The sequence below is a fragment of the Edaphobacter flagellatus genome (assembly GCF_025264665.1).
GTDB classification, from domain to species: Bacteria; Acidobacteriota; Terriglobia; order Terriglobales; family Acidobacteriaceae; genus Edaphobacter; species Edaphobacter flagellatus.
Window position 1 is genome coordinate 2712397 of record NZ_CP073697.1, and the last position, 20199, is coordinate 2732595.

The 20199-nt window shown below is 61.0% G+C and carries 18 protein-coding genes; 9 read left to right on the plus strand and 9 right to left on the minus strand.

The window, feature by feature from the left end:
* The first annotated feature begins 17 nt into the window (after nucleotides 1-17).
* The 3 genes from hslV to KFE13_RS11325 all read left to right on the plus strand — a co-directional run bounded on the left by hslV (nucleotide 18) and on the right by KFE13_RS11325 (nucleotide 5461).
* Nucleotides 18-671: an ATP-dependent protease subunit HslV gene (gene hslV, locus KFE13_RS11315; protein ID WP_449240090.1), complete on the plus strand. Its 654-nt coding sequence runs from the start codon at nucleotides 18-20 to the stop codon at nucleotides 669-671.
* A gap of 72 nt (nucleotides 672-743) precedes the next feature.
* A complete protein-coding gene (gene hslU / locus KFE13_RS11320; protein WP_260703232.1) occupies nucleotides 744-2312 on the plus strand; it encodes an ATP-dependent protease ATPase subunit HslU in 1569 nt (522 codons plus the stop codon).
* A gap of 311 nt (nucleotides 2313-2623) precedes the next feature.
* Nucleotides 2624-5461 carry a TonB-dependent receptor gene (locus tag KFE13_RS11325; protein ID WP_260703233.1) on the plus strand — a complete coding sequence of 946 codons (2838 nt, stop codon included), beginning with the start codon at nucleotides 2624-2626 and terminating at the stop codon, nucleotides 5459-5461.
* Nucleotides 5462-5529: 68 nt separating this feature from the next.
* On the opposite strand, the gene KFE13_RS11330 is transcribed toward KFE13_RS11325, so the two are convergent.
* From KFE13_RS11330 to KFE13_RS11350, 5 genes are all read right to left on the minus strand, one after another.
* Nucleotides 5530-6525, minus strand: coding sequence for a transaldolase (locus tag KFE13_RS11330; RefSeq protein ID WP_260703234.1), 996 nt, complete (start codon nucleotides 6523-6525; stop codon nucleotides 5530-5532).
* Nucleotides 6526-6642: 117 nt separating this feature from the next.
* The gene (locus KFE13_RS11335; RefSeq protein ID WP_260703235.1) at nucleotides 6643-7158 is read right to left on the minus strand and encodes a nuclear transport factor 2 family protein; all 516 of its coding nucleotides are present in this window, start codon (nucleotides 7156-7158) and stop codon (nucleotides 6643-6645) included.
* 72 nt (nucleotides 7159-7230) lie between these two features.
* On the minus strand, nucleotides 7231-8001 hold the full coding sequence (locus KFE13_RS11340) for a DUF6683 family protein (protein WP_260703236.1): 771 nt from the start codon (nucleotides 7999-8001) through the stop codon (nucleotides 7231-7233).
* A 95-nt stretch (nucleotides 8002-8096) separates the two neighbouring features.
* A complete protein-coding gene (locus KFE13_RS11345) occupies nucleotides 8097-8915 on the minus strand; it encodes a fumarylacetoacetate hydrolase family protein (RefSeq protein ID WP_260703237.1) in 819 nt (272 codons plus the stop codon).
* Nucleotides 8916-8952: 37 nt separating this feature from the next.
* Nucleotides 8953-10152: a fibronectin type III domain-containing protein gene (locus KFE13_RS11350; RefSeq protein WP_260703238.1), complete on the minus strand. Its 1200-nt coding sequence runs from the start codon at nucleotides 10150-10152 to the stop codon at nucleotides 8953-8955.
* A 75-nt stretch (nucleotides 10153-10227) separates the two neighbouring features.
* Between KFE13_RS11350 and KFE13_RS11355 the strand changes: the two genes are divergently transcribed.
* The 3 genes from KFE13_RS11355 to KFE13_RS11365 all read left to right on the plus strand — a co-directional run bounded on the left by KFE13_RS11355 (nucleotide 10228) and on the right by KFE13_RS11365 (nucleotide 12029).
* Complete coding sequence (locus KFE13_RS11355; RefSeq protein WP_260703239.1) at nucleotides 10228-10725, plus strand: GNAT family N-acetyltransferase; 498 nt, start codon at nucleotides 10228-10230, stop codon at nucleotides 10723-10725.
* 106 nt (nucleotides 10726-10831) lie between these two features.
* The gene (locus KFE13_RS11360; protein ID WP_260703240.1) at nucleotides 10832-11305 is read left to right on the plus strand and encodes a DUF4126 family protein; all 474 of its coding nucleotides are present in this window, start codon (nucleotides 10832-10834) and stop codon (nucleotides 11303-11305) included.
* A 106-nt stretch (nucleotides 11306-11411) separates the two neighbouring features.
* Nucleotides 11412-12029, plus strand: a complete 618-nt coding sequence (locus KFE13_RS11365) for a hypothetical protein (protein ID WP_260703241.1) — start codon at nucleotides 11412-11414, stop codon at nucleotides 12027-12029.
* 52 nt (nucleotides 12030-12081) lie between these two features.
* Here the strand turns inward: KFE13_RS11365 and KFE13_RS11370 are convergent, their stop codons facing one another.
* A complete protein-coding gene (locus tag KFE13_RS11370) occupies nucleotides 12082-12831 on the minus strand; it encodes an NIPSNAP family protein (RefSeq protein WP_260703242.1) in 750 nt (249 codons plus the stop codon).
* A 49-nt stretch (nucleotides 12832-12880) separates the two neighbouring features.
* Between KFE13_RS11370 and ruvB the strand changes: the two genes are divergently transcribed.
* A complete protein-coding gene (gene ruvB, locus KFE13_RS11375; protein WP_260703243.1) occupies nucleotides 12881-14047 on the plus strand; it encodes a Holliday junction branch migration DNA helicase RuvB in 1167 nt (388 codons plus the stop codon).
* Between the two features lie 157 nt (nucleotides 14048-14204).
* On the plus strand, nucleotides 14205-15422 hold the full coding sequence (locus tag KFE13_RS11380; RefSeq protein ID WP_260703244.1) for a GGDEF domain-containing protein: 1218 nt from the start codon (nucleotides 14205-14207) through the stop codon (nucleotides 15420-15422).
* Between the two features lie 232 nt (nucleotides 15423-15654).
* Here KFE13_RS11380 and murQ read toward each other — a convergent pair whose 3' ends face one another.
* The 3 genes from murQ to KFE13_RS11395 all read right to left on the minus strand — a co-directional run bounded on the left by murQ (nucleotide 15655) and on the right by KFE13_RS11395 (nucleotide 19337).
* A complete protein-coding gene (gene murQ / locus KFE13_RS11385) occupies nucleotides 15655-16560 on the minus strand; it encodes an N-acetylmuramic acid 6-phosphate etherase (RefSeq protein WP_260703245.1) in 906 nt (301 codons plus the stop codon).
* Between the two features lie 20 nt (nucleotides 16561-16580).
* Entirely contained in the window at nucleotides 16581-18275 is a 1695-nt protein-coding gene (locus tag KFE13_RS18605) for a VWA domain-containing protein (RefSeq protein WP_313900640.1), read from the minus strand.
* Nucleotides 18276-18362: 87 nt separating this feature from the next.
* A complete protein-coding gene (locus tag KFE13_RS11395) occupies nucleotides 18363-19337 on the minus strand; it encodes a zinc-binding alcohol dehydrogenase family protein (protein ID WP_260703246.1) in 975 nt (324 codons plus the stop codon).
* Nucleotides 19338-19735: 398 nt separating this feature from the next.
* Here KFE13_RS11395 and KFE13_RS11400 point away from each other — a divergent pair, with 398 nt between their 5' ends.
* Entirely contained in the window at nucleotides 19736-20086 is a 351-nt protein-coding gene (locus tag KFE13_RS11400) for a hypothetical protein (protein WP_260703247.1), read from the plus strand.
* Nucleotides 20087-20199: the final 113 nt, after the last annotated feature.

The following is a 20199-nucleotide window of genomic DNA, read 5'->3' on the forward strand; positions in this document are numbered from 1 at the left end:
GGGCGATATACTGAGATGTGCTTAAAGAACGCATTCGTTCGACTTCCCCCGCCCCTTCCTCCAGCCCGAAGCAGTCCGGCAAGCGCCTGTCCGGCGACGTGCTGGCCCATCCGCTCGATCTGGGCGAAGGGCGGCGTATCCGCTCGACGACGGTCGTCTGCGTCCGTCGAGGCGACTCGGTGGTAATGGCAGCCGACGGCCAGGTTTCGCTGGGCAATACGGTGATGAAGCACTCGGCCAAGAAGATACGCCGCCTCTATCAGGACAAGGTGCTGGCCGGGTTCGCCGGTTCGACCGCCGATGCCTTCTCGCTCTTCTCGCGTTTTGAGACCAAGCTGGAGCAGCACGCGGGAAACCTGAGCCGCGCTGCCGTCGAACTGGCTAAGGACTGGCGCACGGACAAGATGCTGCGACAGTTAGAGGCTCTGCTGATTGTCGCCGACGTCAAGCAGACCCTGATGCTATCAGGAACCGGCGACGTCATCGACCCGGACGAAGGCATCTGCGCGATCGGAAGCGGAGGCAGCTTCGCGTTGTCCGCTGGACGCGCTCTGCTGGAAAACACAGACCTCTCCGCCCGCGAGATCGCCGAAAAGTCGATGAAGATTGCAGGCGACATCTGCATCTATACCAATCAGAACTTCACGATTGAAGAGCTGAAGGCGAGCTAACGAACCTTCGCAGCAGACATCGCGTATGATCCTTTGACCACTGCTGTTTTATCGATATGGAGTACCCGCAACATGGCAATTTATCTACCCGGAACCGCAGAAGATCAGGCGCTCGCGCTCGACGAGATGACGCCGCGCGAGATCGTCGCCGAGCTGGACAAGTATGTTGTCGGCCAGCAGGCCGCCAAGCGTGCCGTCGCCATCGCGCTGCGCAATCGCATGCGGCGGCAGAAGCTCGCTCCCGATCTGGCCGAGGAGATCATGCCGAAGAACATCATCATGATCGGTGCGACCGGCGTGGGCAAGACCGAGATCGCGCGACGGCTGGCGAAACTGACCAACTCGCCGTTCCTCAAGGTGGAAGCGTCGAAGTTCACCGAGGTGGGCTATGTTGGCCGCGATGTCGAATCCATCGTGCGTGACCTGGTCGAGATCGCAATCGACATGGTGCGTGAAGAAAAAATGGAAGAGGTTGAGGACAAGGCTGAGCTCGCTGCCGAAGATCGCCTGCTCGACCTGCTGCTGCCGCCTTCGCCAGTGACTCCGCCTGCGGCTACAGCCACGCATGAGCCCGGAACGAACGTCATTCAGCTTCCTGCCGTAACGCCCGAGCACGGTGTCGCCGCTTCGTCGAGCGAAGAAAAGCCCGGCGAGCGCGAGCAGCGCACACGCGAGAAACTTCGCCAGCAGTTCCGGGAGGGCAAGCTGGACGAGCGCGTCGTTGAGCTCGACGTGCGCGATCGCAACATGCCCAGCTTCGAGATCATCACCAACCAGGGCACCGAAGAGATGGACATCAACCTCAAGGACATGATTCCGGGGCTCTTCGGCCAGCGCACCAAGAAGCGCAAGATGAAGGTCGCCGAGGCCTTCGACTATCTCGTGCAGGAAGAAGAGGGACGCCTGATCGACATGGACCAGGTGACACGGCTTGCCGTCGAGCGCGTCGAAGACTCCGGCATGGTCTTTCTCGATGAGATCGACAAGATCGCAGGCCGCGAGGGCGGACACGGCCCCGACGTCTCGCGCGAAGGCGTTCAGCGCGACATCCTGCCCATCGTCGAAGGCACGACAGTGAACACGAAGTACGGCATGGTCTCCACCGATCACATCCTCTTCATCGCGGCGGGCGCCTTCCATGTCTCGAAGCCCAGCGACCTGATCCCCGAATTGCAAGGCCGCTTTCCCATCCGCGTCGAGCTGCAATCGCTCACGGTGGATGATTTCGTCCGCATCCTCACCGAGCCGAAGTCGTCGCTCGTCAAGCAGTCGACAGCGCTGCTCGAAACCGAAGGCCTCAAGCTCGAGTTTACGAAAGAGGCCATTCAGGAGATGGCGTCCTTTGCCTATCGCGTGAACGAGACGACGGAGAACATCGGGGCACGTCGCCTGCACACCATCCTCGAACGCGTGCTCGACGAGATCAGCTTCCAGGCCCCCGACCTGATGAAGGCCTCCCGTCAGGAACCGACCGAAGAGGGAGTCGTCGCACAGATCGCCGCATCGGGAGCCCCGCTTCCCGTCATCGAGCGCGAGACGAACGGCGTAACCGAAAAGGTGATCGTCATCGATCCCGAGTACGTGCGTCAGCAGGTAGCCAGCATCGTGAAGGACCAGGACCTCAGCCGCTACATTCTCTGAACCGTTCCCTTTCCATCAAAAAAGCCCCGGAGTTTCCGGGGCTTTTTCATGCTCGCGATAGGCACATCGAGGCATTTTCGGTCGCTGTATTTCCCGCAGAAATCTTTCAGTGTACCCAACCTTAATCCAAGCTGAATAAGGGTTTACAGGTTTGTCATCAGATTTTCAACTCGGTGCAAGACGTGGCCCCTAACTTCGACAGAAGTCCTCTGCCCCTCCCAGATACGCCAGGGAATTGTGTTAAGACTGCTCTGCTCTTTTTCCGAGATCGACTCCTGACAAATCAACAAAATTCATCGCGGAGTTTTAAGATGCTTCGATCTATTTTGGGTGGGCGTTTTGCGCTTACATGGGTAATTTTTCTTTTCGTGGCCGCGCCTCTGCTGGCGCAGACGGGATCAGTGACGGGCACGGTTGTCGACGTGCAGGGCCGGGCGTTGCAGGGTGCCAAGGTGGTCACTTCGCCGGGTAGCTTCTCTGCGCTGTCGGATGCGCAGGGACAGTTCACGCTAAAGGCACTCAACGCAGGAGACTACATTCTCACGGTGGATTACGTGGGCTTCGCCACATCCACCCAGCATGTGACCGTGGCCGCCGGGCAGCCAGTACGTCTGGACGTCTCCATGAAAGTGGCCGACACCCGTCAGGATGTACAGGTTTATGCAGGACGCGAAGGCGGCGAGGTTGAGGCGATCAACCGCACCTTCAACGCCGACAACATCATTAACGTGCTGCCGGCCGACGTCATCACCAGCCTGCCAAACGCGAATGTTGCCGATGCCATTGGCCGCCTGCCCAGCGTGACGTTGGAGCGCGATGAGGGCGAAGGCAAATACGTACAGGTGCGCGGCACCGAGCCTCGCCTGACCAACACCATGATCGACGGCGTTAACATCGCTTCGGCCGAAACCGTGCGTCAGGTCAAGCTCGACATCATTCCGGCGAATCTCGTCGAGTCGGTGCAGATCAACAAGACCTTGCAGGCAAACATGCCCGGCGACGGCATCGGCGGATCGGTGGACCTGCGCACCAAGAGCGCAGGAGAGAAGCCAACCGTTGCGCTTGAGTCGACAGGCGGCTACACACCCATCATTGGTGGAAGGCCGGTCTACCAGTTCGACGGAACGGTAGGCAGACGCTTTCTCGAAGACAACAAGCTGGGCCTGCTGTTTGGCGGATCGTACGACTGGAACGGACGCGGCATCAACGACGTGGAGCCGGGGCCGTTCTATCTGGGCGGATATGACCAGCGCAACTATCAGTACTATCGTTCACGCACAGGTTTTGCCGGCACAGCGGACTACCGCTTCAGCGATACGTCGAGCATCTACCTGAAGGGCCTCTATTCGCTGTTTCACAACTACGGCAACCGCTGGGACTACAACTTCTCGACTTCATTCGATGCGAACTATCAGCCCGTTGCGGGATCGGGATCGATGAGCTTCGGCGCAGAGATACGCCGTCCTGTGCAGGACATTGGTAGCCTGCAGCTCGGCGGTCATCACCTGATGAAGAACTCGCTGCTGAACTGGGATGTTGAGAGCTCCATCGGCCGTACGCGCGATGAAGGCTACGACGATGCAAGCTTCGTCAACAACAACAACTACTCGTTTGCCGCCGATGTCTCAAACCCGCTGGTGCCGAAACTGAAGGCGCTGAACGGCGCGAACGTCTATGATCCCACGCAGTATTACCTTTCATTGCTGCGGACAAACAACTACTACAACCCTGAGGTCGATCTTGGCTTTGGTGCATCGTTGTCAACGGCCTACACCGTCGGCGGACATGCATCGACCTTCGAATTCGGCGGCCGATTCCGCAATCTGCACAAGTTTGCCAATCAGGACACGCTCTACTTCGTACCCACCGCATCCATCACCAATCCGAACGATCCGTCGCTGCAGATGACGCAGCTATTGAGCAGCTTCTCCGATTCGAACTACTACGGCGGCAGTTACGCCTGGGGTCCTGCAGCCGACTACACAAAAATTAAAGCTGTACCAGCCGTGCCGGTTCCAGCCGACATGCGCAACAAGCACAACACCGATCAGATCGGTCAGAACTTCAACTACATCGAAAAAGTGGGCGCCGGGTATGTGATGAACACGGTTAATCTGGGCCGCTTCAGAATCGTAGCTGGCCTGCGTTTTGAGGCAACAAACAACTCAGACGTCGGGACGGTCACACCCGATGCTCCTCCGGTTGCCCGCAGCGGATCGTATCTTGATGTGCTGCCCAGCGCATCCGTACGCTATGCATTCACGCCATCGAGCGGACTTCGCCTGGTGTACGGGCGCGGCCTGTCTCGCCCGGACTTCGCAGACCTGGTTTCGTTCGCATCGGTTTCACCGGGAGGCGTTCGCACTACCTCCAGCATCGGCAATCCCAACCTGAAGGCAGAGCACGCCGACAACATCGATCTGCTCTACGAACAGAGCCTCAACCCCATCGGCCTGTTGCAGGCAGGTGTGTTCTACAAAAACCTGCAGGACCCGATTCTTCCGCTGAACACGACACTTTCCGATGGCACCATTCAGACACAACCGCAGAACGCGGGCAGTGCCTATGTCTACGGCTTCGAGATCGCCTTCCAGCAGCACTTCACCTACCTGCCCGGGATGCTGAATGGATTAGGTCTCTCCGCCAACTACGGCTACAGCGCCTCGCAGGTGACGTGGCCAAAACAGGTGTGCCTGAGCAGCTGTAACGACCCAGCAAACAGGACGGTTAACATCGACCGCACCGATCATCCCGATCTTCTGCGTCAAGCTCCGCATACATGGAACATCAGTCCCACGTATGACAAGCGGAATCTGTCGATGCGGCTTGGCCTCTCCTACAACGCGGCGAATATCTTCGCCTACAACTACACCGACACAAACGCATCCGGCCCCTTCGACCCCACCGCAGCCACCGGCGGCGGCATCAAGGGACCGAACGGAGATGTTTATCTTTACGGGCACCTGCAGGTCGACCTTCAAGGCACGTATCGCCTGCCGAAGGGATTCACTGCCGTAGGCTATGCCCTGAACCTGAACAACGAGGTCTTCGGCTTCTATCAGGGCAGCACGATCTACCCCATCCAGCGCGAGTTCTACCGTCAGACCTTCGGCGGCGGACTGCGTTGGTCGCCCTCTCACGAGAAGTAAGTCCTTTCCTCGAGGCAGAAAAGAGGCCGCGCATCTCGCGCGGCCTCTTTTTGTTAGCTGGAAAGTGTTTAGCGGGCTGCAGCCGGCTCGGAAATCTCTGCCAGGCGCTTGGCCAGCGTCTTTTCGAGATCCTCAAGGGCCTTCGAGAAGCCCTCGATGCCTTCCTTCAGCTTGTCATGGGCCATGCGGTCGGCGGCATGCATTTTGTCGAAGGTCGCCTTGTCGACGACGATCTTCTCGATGTTCATCGTCTTCGCCTTGGCCGGATCAAGCTTGCGCTCGAGCGTGCCCTGCTCCGCCTCAAGCTCACCCAGCAGCTTCGGAGCGATCGTCAGAAGATCGCTGCCTGCAAGCTCCTTGATCTCGCCCGTGTTGCGGAAGCTCGCGCCCATCACCTGGGTCTTGTAGCCGAAGTGCTTGTAATAGTTGTAAATCGTTGTCACCGAGATGACGCCCGGATCGCCGGCGCCCACATAGTCCTTGCCGGTGTCCTTCTTGTACCAGTCGAGGATGCGTCCGACAAACGGCGAGATCAGCGTAACCTTGGCCTCGGCGCAGGCAATCGCCTGGTGCAGACCGAAGAGCAGCGTCAGGTTGCAGTGAATGCCTTCCTTCTCCAGCTGTTCGGCGGCCTTGATGCCCTCCCACGTGGAGGCGATCTTGATCAGGATGCGCTCGCGCGAGATACCCGCGTTTTCGTATTGCGCGATGATGTCATGCGCGGCTGCGATTGTCTTCTCCGTGTCGTAGGAGAGGCGTGCGTCGACTTCCGTCGAGACGCGGCCCGGAACGATTTCGAGAATCTTCTTGCCAAAGGCAACAGCCAGTGTCTTGAAGGCCTGTGCGGCAACCTCTGCATCGGTTGCACTGGCGCCCGCATCCTTGCGGGCCTGCTGCAGAACGTCGTCCACGATGGACTGATACTCCGGCATTCCGGCGGCGGCCTGGATCAGCGACGGGTTCGTCGTGGAGTCCGTCGGCTTGTACTGCTTGATCGAGTTAATGTCACCGGTGTCGGCGACCACGGTGGTCATGCCACGAAGCTGTTCGAGTATTGTCGCCATAATCTTTGCGCTCCCTTCGCTGCTTGGTTTGATTTTATCAAGGCTGCGAACGTTGCGTTCGATCCCACAACGCCTGCGCGATGAAAAGGTCAACAAAACACAGGGATTACGCACCAACTAGTGTGCATAGCTGACAACACGCGTCAATTTCCAGGTACCGTCCTTCAACTGCCAGATATGCAGGAACTTGGCCTCGCCGACAGGCCATTCCTCCGCTCCAGGATCGAGAAAACGGGTCATGCCAAGCTGCCGCGCAGCCGGAAACTCCTTTTCATGCCCGGGATGATGGAAGCGGTGGGTCCCAAGCTCCATCGCGCCATAGCCTTTGATCGGATAGACCTGCAGCGTGCCCGGCACCAGCTCGCGGATCATCACGTGGCAGGTGTTGTTCTTCACAGAGTCGAGGAAGATCTGCTTGCCCTGCATCAGCCCGGCCTTGTCGTGATAGAACTCCAGGTTGTCGTCGACCATACTGCCCAGCTTCACCAGGTCGCAACGGTTCGCTGCATCGAAGAGCTCGGTATCCAGCCTCTGAAGAGTCTCAAAGAGAGTTGGATCGGCTTGTGCATCCAGTGAGCGTGCTCCGAAGAGCAGCGGCAACGAAAGAACTGCCATCAGCGTGAAGGCGCGCATAAAGCTCCTCATGAAGCAGTGAATGAAGGAGCAATACGCACCCTTACGTGCAACAGTTCCGTCACCTGTCGACTACGGTGACACGAATCCGCGATTGGTCAGCTGCAGCCGTTGCATGTCGAGTCCAGCGTTCGCGGTGCTGGCCCGGGCCTGCGTGGCCAACGTATCGAGCAGCTCAGGACGACGATGCGACACCGCTTCCTCCCGCGTCGCCACCGCCATGCACGTCTGGTACATCACGTCTTCGGCCATAAGCTGTCGCTGTGATGCGTCGGCGATCTCATGGCCGGGCTGTGCGTATATACCCCTCAACTGCTGACGCGCTCCCTGAACCTGCGCGACCGAGGGCAGCGCCGTCTGCCGGTTCGCCGACATCCACATCACCACCATGTACGCGGTCAGCACATCGATCAGGTTGTCGTTCCGCAGTCCATACGGAGCCACCATCTTATGGAACGTCGTCTGAATGTCACCCAGGTACGCGTCCACTTTGCGCGCCGCCGGCTCTCCCTTCGACCGTGCAAGATTGCCGATCACCTCATCGCGCACCTGACGGCTGAGCCCGGGATTCCTCCCCACTGCCCAGGCGGCATCGTCCAGCGACGCGCCTCCCGCGAACTGCGATGCAGTCTGCGGCGAGGACCGCGGCGAAGCGCCCGCACGCCGGCTGGCCTCGTTCTGGCTATCGAAGCTCCGCTGCATGTTGTTGATCATCTGCAGGCCCTGTGAATTATTAAGGTTCATGACGGCCATATTGTCGACGGGCGCAAACTGCGCGTGACAGCTAAGGCTCAGCGCAGCCAGCAGGGCCAGCGCACACAGGTGGGGAGTCAGCGATCTCATCGGCCCTTCATGCCTCCAGTGACGATGTCTCACCGATAGATGTGTCCGATAGCGTCTCGCGATGCTTCACTTGTTTTGAATAAATGAAGAGAGCGCTACTCCGGTTTGAAGGAATTCGAGAGCACACCCAGACCGGTAATCTCCACCTCGACCGTATCGCCCGCTGCCACCGGCCCAACGCCCGCAGGCGTGCCCGTTGGAATCAGGTCGCCGGGCTCGAGCGTGATCGACGCCGAGATGTAGCGCAGCAGAAAATCGAGCGGAAAGATCAGGTCCGCCGTCGAGCCACTCTGCTTCACCTGCCCATTCAGCCGGGTCGTAATGGTGACCCGGTCGCCGTCGAGCGGGTCGATCTCGTCGGACACGATCGGTCCCACTGGGCAGAACGTATCCCACCCCTTGCCACGCGTCCACTGGCCGTCGGATTTTTGAATATCGCGGGCCGTCACATCGTTCACGATGGTATAGCCGCGAACGTAGTCCAGCGGATCTTCGGCAGGACTCAGGTGCGAACATCGCTGGCCGATAACGATTGCCAGCTCGCCTTCATAGTCGACACGCTTCGAGAGCGCGGGCATGGTCACCGTGCCTCCCGGAGCCAGCAGCGACGATGGCGGCTTCAGAAACAGCAGCGGCTCCTTCGGCACCTCGTTGCCCAGCTCGGCAGCGTGTTCTTTATAGTTGCGCCCGATGCAGACGATCTTCGACGGCGTCACCGGAGCCAGCAGCTTCAACGAAGCCAGCGGCGCAGCCGTGAACGGCTCCGCATCCTTCGCCTTCAATGCATCCAGCTGCGCGGCCAGGTCTTCCACCGGCGGCTCCATCGGGGCAACGGCCCACATCGCCCCATCGCGAAGCTCGACCAGGGCATATCGCGCATGTCCTGCAGATGAGAGATAGCGGCAGTACTTCATCGCTGAAAGCTCCTTTACGTTTTGCTTCTGAAGCAGCTTACCGGTTCGGCGCCTGGGCCGTCTCGGTCACCTGCGACGAAGCCGGACTCTCGTTGCCGCTCGCATCCACGGCGCTTACGCGATAGGTATAGCTCGACCCGGCAGTCACATCGGCATCCGTGTAGGCCGGGCCCGTGACGGGCGCAGGATTCAGACGCTCGAAGCCCCCGGCTGCATTGCGGCGATAGATGTTGTAACCGGCAAGGTCCGTCTCCGTCCCCGGCTGCCACGACAGATCGATCGCAGCCTTACCATTGCTTGTGGAGGGCACACTCGCCAGCCCGGTCGGTGCCGCCGGAGCAAACGTATCGGCAAGATTGATCGTGATGGCGGGCGACAGCTCACTGTGCAGCTTGTACATCTTTCCGTCCAGCGTGACCACACGCAGTCGCTGCGCACGATAGATATACTTCACGCCGCGGCGAGCCGAGCGATCCAGCATGCCGCCGGGATCGGCTGCCGCCGGCGCCGTCTTCGGGTCCGCCGTGCGCAGCCTCACCTCGTCCGGCTCATCCTGCGCAAGACTGACCGGAGATTTCTTCTCCTTCGGTTTCTGGGGGGCAGGTGTCTTCTGCGCGGCAGGCTCGGCAAGGCTGCGTTCCAATTCAACAATGACGGGCGCATCCACCTTCTGCCACTGCGCCAGCGCACCATCACGCGTAGCCGTAATCCGCAGCCCGGCAACCGTAGCAGGGGCAGCACCTGAAGGCACGATCACGACCTTCGAAGCATCGGCGCTGCGCCCCTCAGGATTCAGCACGCGAATGCGATAGCCCAGCGGCTGCACCGGGTCCTGCGTCAGCTCCGGAGGCAGCAGATCGGCACCCTCCGAAGGGCCGGACTTCACCGCAACGCGAACCACGGCCTTGCACTCTTTCGTCGAAGGTTTCGCCCCCGGTGTCGACGTTGGAGTCGCCCAAGCCGGATTCACCTCACGGCAGATCTCTGCCGTCATCTGCGCAGGCACCGGCAGGTTGTCGGTCGTGCGTGTGGGCGTCGTCCAGTGCAGCATCACACGGTCACCAACGCGCTCGGCCTTCATGTCCGTCACAACGGCAGGCAGATGCAGCGACGGTGGCCGCGGCGGCCCGGGGCTGGCGCACGAAGCGAGCAGCAACACTGGTGCAGCGATGGCCATCATGGCAGCCGGGCGTGCTCTGCGAATCGGTTGAGGGCTGTGCGGCAAGGGCTGCATCATTCGTCCGTCTTTCAGCCTAGCATCCTGCAGCATGCCGCATCGGGAGTCGATGCGCGATCACGATAGAGTAGAGAAATGCCAGTCGTTCAACTGCGCGATGCAACGCTCGACGATGTTGCCGCGATCGCCGCCATCTATCGGCCTTATGTCCTCACCAGCGCCGCCACCATGGAGCTGGACGCTCCCGACGAAACCGAGATGCGCCGCCGCCTGAGCGACACCCACGCTCGCGGTCTGCCCTTCCTCATCGCCGAGCTCGACGGCCAGGTTGTCGGCTACGGTTACGCGTCGCCCTTTCGCCCGCGCGCAGGCTACCGCTACACCGTCGAGGACTCCATCTATCTGCGCACTGGCTGCGCAGGCCACGGCATCGGACGCCAGCTTCTCACCGCCATCGTCGCCGAGAGTCGCAAGGCTGGCGCCCGGCAGATGGTCGCCGTCATCGGCGGCGACAACCGCGCCTCCGTCGCGATGCACGGCGCGCTGGGCTTCGTCGAAGTAGGCGTGCTGCATGGCGCGGGATGGAAGTTCGACCGCCCGCAGGACATCACCCTCATGCAGCTTGAGCTGTAGGGTACCGTCCGCTTCGTTCCAGAATTTTCATCGCAACGCTTTGCCTTTCAGCGTGTTCTGGAGGACAATGCCTCAGTTGCAGCTTTAGAGGAAAGGACGTGCTCTTATGGTCTTCCCGGTTCTGCTGCTCTGCTTCCTGATCGGATGCGTCGCGGGTCTGCGCTCGATGATGGCCCCGGCCATTGTTTGCGCCGCAGCCTACCTGCGCTGGATTCATCTGGATGGGACGCCGCTCAGCTTCCTGAACACAATGCCCGCGCTCTGCCTCTTTACTCTCTTCGCCATCGGTGAGCTGATCGCCGACAAGCTGCCGAAGACGCCCGCAAGGACCGCGCCCATCGGCCTGATCGCACGTATCGTTACCGGCGGCCTCTCCGGCGCAGCACTGGCCCTGAGCGCCGGTAAGAGCACGCTCGCCGGCATCATGCTGGGTGCCGCAGGCGGCATAGCCGGAGCCTTCGCCGGCTACTACATCCGCCACGGTCTCGTCACGCAGACCAAGCTGCCCGACTTCGTCGTCGCTGTTGTCGAAGATCTGCTGGCCATCTCCGGCGGCCTCTTCCTCGTCTCGCGCATGTAATTCTCGAAATGCAGTATGGAAGCGCGCGACAGCACCGCTTTGCAGAACACGCGTCGCAGCTACAAGCGGACGCGAGGCTCCAGGTAGTTCATTGAGGAGTTCAATCATGCGATACGAGCATCGTGTGTGCAGCGCGCTTCTTGTGACCCTTGTGCTGGGCTGCGCTTGCCCGGCACATTCACAGGCGCCACCGCAAGGACCACAGACACGTCCGTCCCCCGGCAACGGCAATCGGCCCAATCCCGGCAATGGCAACCGTCCCAACCCTGGCAATGGTGGAGGCAATCGCCCCGGTCCCGGAAATCCCGGAGGCCCGTCGATTCAACCTCCAAGGCCACAGCCCCCACGTCCTCAACCGCCACGGCCAAATCCGCCGCGCCCTCAACCACCGCGCCCCAATCCCGGCAATCGGCCACGGCCTCCACAATGGGGGCAGCGTCCACCCGTTCGGCCGCCGTATCACTTCCGTCCCAACGATCGCCTCTGGCTGCAACGGTACTACCATCGCAATCTCGGATACATCAACATAGGCAACAGGCCGCGGTTTGTGATCGGGAGCTTCTTCCCCTGGGCATACGTCCCCTACCTTACGCCGCTACCGGGACCGGTGATGGGATATCTGCCGCCACCGCCTCCGGGATACCAGATGGGATACTTCGATGGCTATGTCGTCGTCTACGATCCGGTCACCTACTTCATCGTCAACGTCATCGACCTGATGTAATCAAGGGACGAAAGAGTCCTCCGGTCCACATCGGAGGACTCTTTTTACCTGCCTACCGCAGCGGCGAAAACGGCAGCGGACGCAACATGATGTTGCTGATGTTCGCAACAATCTGCGAGTCCTTCAGCTCCGGGGGAGAACTCAGCTTCTTCCACTCCGGATCGCTGCCAAACGCGCTCCAGTGCTTCTCGCGCTCGGCCAGGGAATCAAACGAAAGCATGTACGTAATATTCGGCTGGCGCGTCCCGATCACCGATTCGCCGATAAACGCCGGACGCATGCCCAGACGTTGAAACACGCCGATCTCGCCATTGTTGAACATGCCAATCTTCTTCTTACGCGCTGCAATCGACTGCGACTGATACGTCCGCAGCTCGAAGACGCGCGCCGGACGCCCCGCCGCATCTGTCGGAAGCACGGCCTCCGGCATGACCGCCAGGCTGTGCAGCAGGCTGCTCTCCGTCGTCACAAACGGAAGCCCCGGCCCCGCCGCAAGCTGCTGCGACGCCTTCTCATGCGCCTCGTCCTCGCTTAGCTTCGCCAGCGCGTCCTGCATCGCTCCCATCGAGGCGTACTGCACGATCGAAAACAGGCTCGGCCCATCCGGCCCGATCAGGTTCGACAGCGCCGCCACCGGCTTCGCTCCCGCCCGCGTCAGCGCAGGAAAGAGCCCGCTCTCCAGATAATCCGCAACACGCTTCGACTGGTTCTCGTCGCTGTTGTGCAATCGCCAGGTCGTAAGTTCCAGAAAGCTGCGCGGCGACTCCGCCGCACGCGCCTGTGTTGTAAGAAGAGCGGACATGGCGGCTGCACCTGTAATTAGTTGACGACGATCCATCTTGAGACGACCCATGCCATCCACGGTAGCAGACGGGAGTATCAGGCGTGTTCGCTTCGCCCCGCGCCGGTTGCTTCGCCTCCAGCTTCGCCTTACTATCGCCCTAGTGGACTACTCCGACACCAAGCCGAACGCCAAGAAGGTCAACCTCAACGGCCCCACCGCCGAGGCCGAGCGCCTCGTCTCCGCGGGCCGCGTCGACGACGATGCCGCCTTCGAGCTGAAGCTGCGCCCCAGCAAGCTCTCCGAGTTCATCGGCCAGACCAAAGCCAAGGAGCAGCTCGCCATCGCGCTCGAAGCTGCCAAATCGCGCGGCGAAGCCCTCGACCACGTACTCCTCTTCGGCCCTCCCGGTCTCGGCAAAACCACGCTCGCCACCATCATCGCCAACGAGCTCGGCGTCGGCTTCCAGCAGACCTCTGGCCCCGCCCTGCAGATTCAGGGCGACCTCACCGCTATCCTCACCAACATCCGCGACCGGCAGGTGCTCTTCCTCGACGAGATCCACCGTCTGCAGCCTGTCCTCGAAGAGAAGCTCTACACCGCACTCGAGGACTACAAGCTCGACATCATGATCGGCCAGGGGCCCGCCGCACGCACACACGTGATGGACATCAAGCCCTTCACCTTCGTCGCCGCCACCACGCGCCCCGGCCTGCTCTCCTCGCCACTGCGCTCGCGCTTCGGCATCCTGCTGCGGCTTGAGTTCTACAACGACGACGAGCTCCGTTTCGTCGTCGAGCGCTCTGCCGATGTTTTAGGTGTACCCATCGACCGCGACGGAGCCGCCGAGATCGCCATGCGCTCGCGCGGGACGCCTAGAATCGCCAACCGCCTGCTGCGCCGCGTCCGCGACTACGCCCAGGTGCGCGCCTCCGGCAAAATCGACCGCGAGACCGCGCAGAAAGCCCTCGAGCTGCTCGAAGTCGACGCCCACGGCTTCGACGAGCTCGACCGCCGCCTCCTCCGCACCATCATCGAAAAATACGACGGCGGCCCCGTCGGCCTCAACACACTCGCCGCCGCGCTGGCCGAAGAACAGGATGCGCTCGAAGAGGTCTACGAGCCCTTCCTCATCCAGATCGGCTTCCTCGACCGCACCCCACGCGGACGCGTCGCTACCCGCCTCGCCTACGAGCACCTCGGCATCGAAATGCCCCGTAAGCTCAGCCTGTTCTGATCTTAGCCATTCGGTTGATCTGCGGTCGCCCGGCTGCGTGAACACGCATTCACCACTTTTTTCGTACCCTCCGGTTTTTACAGGGAAAAATAAAACCCTGAAAGGCGTATCCTGTCCTGCAAGACGAAAAAGTCGAATAAAAGACGGGACCCGGTCCATGGATTACTCAACGTCTTACATTTTTTTTCTTGTTTCTCTTGGTCTGTTCACGCTGGTTCTCTTCACACTCTCTCTGGTCGACCGCAGTGTGGTGGGAGCGCGATGGCTCGCGGCCTCAACGCTGCTCGACTTCACCAAGACTCTCCTGCAGACCTTCCACAGTGACCTTCCGCGTTTCGTCGCCGTCTGTGTCGCCAACGAGCTCAACGTCTGCGCCTACGTAGCCATGTTTTTCGGACTGCGATGGTTCATCGCGCGCAGGCCCTTCTGTGGATGGTTGTGGCTCTCTCCCGTCTTTCTCACGCTGGCCATCTATCCTGCGCTGTTTCTTCTGCACATACGGCAGTGGTCGTTCTCCGTCATCTCGCTCCCCGTCGTCCTTCTCTGCGCGGCGACGGCGTGGATGCTCGCCCACCAGCAGGACGAGCGCTTCACCATCCCCTCCCGCATCGTCGCAGCCCTGATGACCGTGCAGGTCTTCGCCGTCAGCTTCCGCATGACGCTGTCGATCATGGGCTTTCCAAAAGTTCCCGATTCGCCGTGGTCCGATGATCGCTGGATGTACTCCATGCTGGTCATCATTCTGGTGGGTTACTGCATGCTGATGATGTATGCCGTCTTCACGCTCATCGAGATGCACTCGCGCGTAGCCTACGCCGCAGGCGTCGATTCACTCACCGGCGCGCTCAATCGCCGTGCGCTGATGAAGCATGGGGCCGCCGAGATCGCACGCAGCCGTCAGCTCGGCCATCCTCTGGCCGTCATCTGCATCGACCTCGACAATTTCAAGCAGGTCAACGACACCTACGGGCACGCCGGAGGCGACGTCGCCCTCTGCGCCTTCGTCGATCTTGTTCGCGAGCACCTGCGCAACAGCGATCTCATCGCCCGCACCGGCGGCGAGGAGTTCATCGTCCTGCTGCCCGGCATGGACGCATCCGGCGCCGCGCACGTCGCCGAGCGCCTGCGCCACAACATGGAGCAGATGCGCATCCACTACGACGGCAGAATGATCATGGCCACGGCCAGCGCAGGGGTCACTCTCCTGCAGCACGACGACTCGCTCGCCACCATGCTCAAACGCGCCGACCAGTCCCTCTACCGAGCCAAGGCCGAGGGCCGCAACCGCGTCGTCATGGACGAAGAGATCGTCCTCCACCCCAAGCCCATTCTCGTAGAACGCCCCACCGTGCAACGAAGCGGGAAGACGGCATAGCAACCTATAGCGGTTCGATCATTCGAACCGCAGAAGTCCTATTCCAATATCTTAGAAGTGTCATTCCGAGCGAAGCGCAGCGTAGTCGAGGAACCCCCGCATTTCACACTGCATCCCAGCCACCAAAGCGGGTGTCCCCCATTCATGCCGAATGGTATGAGTGGGATTGCAGGATGTACGTACTCGACGGACCCGCGTTTTGCGGGCACTCCGCTAAAACACGCGAAGCGCACTACGCCAAAGCACGCGCCAGCCGTCCACCCACAGCCTTCAGCTTCGCCTCCGCACCAGCGCGATCCAGCCCAAGCTTCTGCATCGCAATCGCCACCTTCACGCTGCCTGCCTCTTCCAGCAGCTTTGCCGCCGCTGCACGATCCGCGCCCGTCGCCTCTGCGATAATCCGTTGAGCGCGGTCCACCAGCTTGTCATTTGTCGGCTGCACATTCACCATCAGGTTGCCGTACACCGCTCCCGTGCGAATCATCACGCCGGTCGAAAGCATATTCAGCACCAGCTTCGTCGCCGTCCCCGCCTTCAGACGCGTCGAGCCCGTCACCACCTCCGGCCCCGTCACCGGAGCGATCGCGATATCCGCAACCGCCGCCATCTTCGAGCCCGCAACGCATGTCAGCGACACCACCAGCAGGCCCATCTTCTTCGCCTGCTCCATCGCGCCGATCACATACGGCGTGCGCCCGCTCGCCGCAATCCCCACCAGCGTATCGGGAGCGCCGACAGCGCCAAACCCCGCCGCCAGCAGATCCGCCGCGCCCTGTTCCGGCGAATCCTCCGACTTCTCGCTCGACTTGCGCAGCGCCGAATCTCCACCTGCAATCAGCCCCTGCACCAGCGTCGGAGGCACCGAAAACGTCGGCGGACACTCACTCGCATCCAGCACACCCAGCCGCCCGCTCGTGCCCGCGCCAATGTAGAACAGCCGGCCACCCTTCTCAAACCGCGCCGCAATCTCATCGATCGCCCGCGCAATCTCGGGCAGCTGTGTCGCCACAGCCTGCGGCACCGCCTGGTCTTCTTGATTGATCAGCGTAACCATCTCCAATGTGGAGACCTGATCGATATGCGTCGTGCGCGGATTGCGCGATTCCGTCGTCAGCGTGGCAAGGTTCAGATCGTTCATCACTCCACAATCATAGAGCCTTACCGCACCGCGTCTCCCGCCGCCGGCATCGTCGCAGCCGCAGCATCCGGCGGAGGCGGCTGTGTCAGGTCAATATCCGCCGTCCCAATGCGCCCCGAAGCCGTCACCCGCACCACAATCCGCACCCGCACCGCCTTCGGATCATGCGCCAGCCTGTACTGAAAGTCGATCGCGCGCTCCAGCCTGCCCGTCGGCGGAACCTCGCCTGTCGCATTCACGCGAATCGACTTTGCATCGCGCTTCAGCTCCTTGCCCTTCTTATCGAACGTCGACGCCACCAGAATCACATCCGCATGACGCTGCGGTTCCGTGTCCGTCGCATACGTCCAGAACAATCCTTTCGCATCCACATGGATCGTAAACATGTCCGGGTCGCCCGCCGGACGCCGCACCGTAATCGGCACGCCGTCATACACCATCGTGCTTCCCTCCGCCGCCAGCAGGTCCGTCACCAGCCGTTGCGAAGGCTTCTGCGGATCGACACGCCCCGGCCCATATTGCAGGTAGTACCCTTCGCGCGTGGTCACCGTCAGCCCCGGCCTGTCTATCGTCACCTTGATCCGCCGAAACTTCTGCAGGTCGGCCGAAGTATTCGTCGGCCGATAGCTCAACGAATAGAAGCTCGACCCATCGCGAATCGCCGTGCCGATCTGCGCATCCACATCGTTGCGTCCATAGATCGCCCGCCCGCCCGTCGCCGTCGCCAGCTTCGCAAACTGGTAGTTGCCGCCAAACGGATCCGTAAATGCTGCATCCGCGCCATACGCCTGCTGATTCACCTGCAGCCCCGCCGGGTCGATCGTATAGAGAGTGACGCGTGCATCACGCAGCACATTCACGCAGTCCTGCACGGCGTTATTCACGCGCCGCTCCGTATCCACCGGAAAATTCGCCATGTTCAGATTCGGAAAGCCGCGCCCGATCCAGATCATGTTCTTGTGTCCCGGATGCCCGATCACCGCCTGCGCCACGCGCCGCAGCGTAATAAAGGCCAGCGAATACCGCTCCGCCAGCCACGCATACTGATGCGCCTGCCACGGATACGCCACAAAGTGGTGGTCCAGCGCCTTGATCAGCTCATCCTTGTCCTGCGTATAGTCATGCAGCACGGTGAAGTTTTGCAGACTCACTGCAATCAGCATCGTCGGTGTCGTCAGTTTGCCCGGCTGACGCTCAAGAAACTTCTTCAGCGAGTAGCGCGCAAACGCCATGTCTTCAAACCGCGTGTTGAACTCGTCCAGCAGAACAATGTTCACCGGAGCCTGCGGAGCCAGTTGGTCGAGCGCTGCCGTCGAATCGATCGTCACGCTTGGCGGAGCGACATGCGCGCCCGCCGTATCGAAGCTCAGAATCGTCTGCGGCTCGTTCATCTCCGTCACGTGGAAGTCGTCCTTCTTCAGGTCCGTCACCACGTTCCCCTTCGCATCCGTCACCACCATGTCCAGCACCACAAGCCGCGCCGTGCTCCGAATCGTGTACGTACCGTTCGCATCACGAGCAGGCTGGCCGCTGCCCGCCGCAGGAGCCTGCCCCGAAGGCTGCGCCTGCGGGCCCTGTATCGGCTGCGCGGGTTGTGAAGTGGACTGCGGAGCCGATTGCGCAGTCGGCTGCGTCGCATCCGCGGGAGTCTGTTGTGCGTGAACAGCAGTCGCAAAGGCAGCAAGCAAAAACGCAGACAGGCAGGTTCGTTTCATGACACTCCTTGGCTTCCTTCCTAAAACCCGCATACAGCAGTCAAGTTTCGTCTGACGTGAGAATAGCCTGAAACCACGGCACATTGGTTACGGCAGAATCACCACCGGACCCTCCGCGGTCTCGTGCTTCACCGCCTCCAGCGCCGCCCGCGCCTCTTCCAGCCTGAACGTCCGAACCTGCGGCCGTATTCCAATCTCCTGGGCCAGTGCCAGAAAATCCCGCGCATCCTCACGCGTCATATTCGCCACCGACCGTATCTGCCTCTCGCCCCACAGCAGCGAGTCGTAATCGAACCGCGGCATCGCATCCAGGTGAATCGCATTGATCGCCACCACGCCGCCCTTACGCAAACTCGCCAGCGCCGCTACCACGACCGCACCCGATGGCGCAAACGTCACCGCCCGGTCCAGCGCCACCGGAGGCCGATCGCTCTCTCCACCCACCCACGTCGCACCTGCTGCCTCCGCCTGCGCCCGATGCTGCTCCCCGCGCGTCGACACATACACCTCGCATCCCCAGTGCCGCAGCACCTCAATCGCCTGCGAAGCCGAAGCCCCAAACCCGAACAGCCCTACCCGCTCGCCCTTCTGCACCCCCGCCACCCGCAAACTGCGAAAGCCGATAATCCCCGCGCACAGCAAAGGAGCCAGCAGCTTCGGCTCTACCTCCACCGGCAACGGATACGCAAAATCGCTGCGCACCAGTGCATACTCGGCATAGCCTCCATCCACCGTGTAGCCCGTGAACTCCAGCGCATCGCAAAGGTTCTCCTCGCCGCGCCTGCAAAACGGACACGTCCCATCCGTGCTCGCAATCCACGAAACTCCTACCCGGGCACCCAGCGGCAACTCCGCCGTAGCTCCATCCACCACCTCACCCACAATCTGGTGCCCGGGAATCAGAGGATCACGCCGTACCGGCAGATCACGCTCAAAGATATGCAGATCGGTCCGGCAAACTCCACAAGCCAGCACCCGCAGCAACAGATACCCCGGCGCCACCGCAGGCCGAGCCACCTCCTCGACCGCTAACCCACCTCCACGCAAAACTGCAGCCCGCATGGCACCCACCTCCGCCTCGATAGTCTTGATACTAGCCAGTCTTGATACTAGCCAGCAGCCATACTCCCAGCCACCCACTCCTATCCCTCCCAGCGAAGTGACGTACCCCCGCCCCCCGGGCAACCGCCCAGCAAACAAGCGAGCGGGAGACAGAGAGTACCGAGTACCCCGCGCATTGTGCCTCCCCCATCAATAGCGGGTGCCCCACTCCAGCAGGGACCCCTTCTCCTAGCCACGAAAGGGATGCCCATCCCAGCAGAACTCCCCTCCCAGCCCCAAAAGCGGGTTTCATCTTCGCTCGCGCAGCGAGCTAAGGTGGGATCCCACAAAACCTCCCCGCCATCACAAGTAGGTGCCATTCATGGCCCACAACGGGGTGCGGATGGTGAGCCTCGTCCATGGCGCACCAAAAAGTGAATGTCCTCTCCCTGCCACCAAAATGGCCATTCAAGGCGCAGCTTCATCGCGACATGGGAGGGGCCATTCGCGCAACCGCGCGAATCACTTCCAGGCCTTCAACTCAAGGCGTCTTCGCGTTCACTCCACGAACCGCCTCTAGGTACGCCAAGCCTTCAGGCTTGGCCCTCTCCATCCAGCGCCGCGAAGCGGCCACCGCTCTGCCGAAGGCCGGAAGTGAAGCCGAAGGCGCAACGACCCCCCGCCAGCTGGAGCGAAAACTCTGTCAAGCCCCCAAAAACCCCAAATCCCTCATTCCAAAGCAAATAAACCCACAAAAATCTGCCGATTAGTTTCCCTCACTTCGCTACACTTAAATCGGCAAATAAAGAAAAGCCCCAAACAAAATCCGGAGCTAACTCATTCAGAATCAATATTTTTAGGGATAACTCCCCTGGTTGGAATA